Origin of the sequence: Stenotrophomonas sp. SrG (genome assembly GCF_050031795.1) — a bacterium.
Taxonomy (GTDB): domain Bacteria; phylum Pseudomonadota; class Gammaproteobacteria; order Xanthomonadales; family Xanthomonadaceae; genus Stenotrophomonas; species Stenotrophomonas rhizophila_A.
Genome location: NZ_JBNBBE010001693.1, coordinates 1 through 231, shown reverse-complemented (window position 1 = coordinate 231; position 231 = coordinate 1). Strand labels below are relative to the sequence as shown.

Below are 231 nucleotides of genomic sequence, written 5' to 3'. Positions count from 1 at the left end.
GCCATCGCCAGCGGCGAGCTGGTGGTCACCTCGGTGCTGTCGGGCAACCGCAACTTCGAGGGCCGCGTGCAGCCCGAAGTGTAGATGTCCGACCTGGCCAGCCCGCCGCTGGTGGTGGCCGACGCCAGTGCCGGCACCACCGACATCGACCTCTCCACCGAACCGCTGGCCCCCCGCAGCGTTGGCAAGCCGGGGGAGCGGCGCGCCATCTGGCCGAGCCACCCCGACAGC

The 231-nt window shown here is 72.7% G+C and carries 1 pseudogene; it reads left to right on the top strand.

The features are described 5' to 3' along the window. Positions 1 to 231: pseudogene (locus ACQG3P_RS25130) on the top strand (aconitase family protein); the annotation flags it as partial.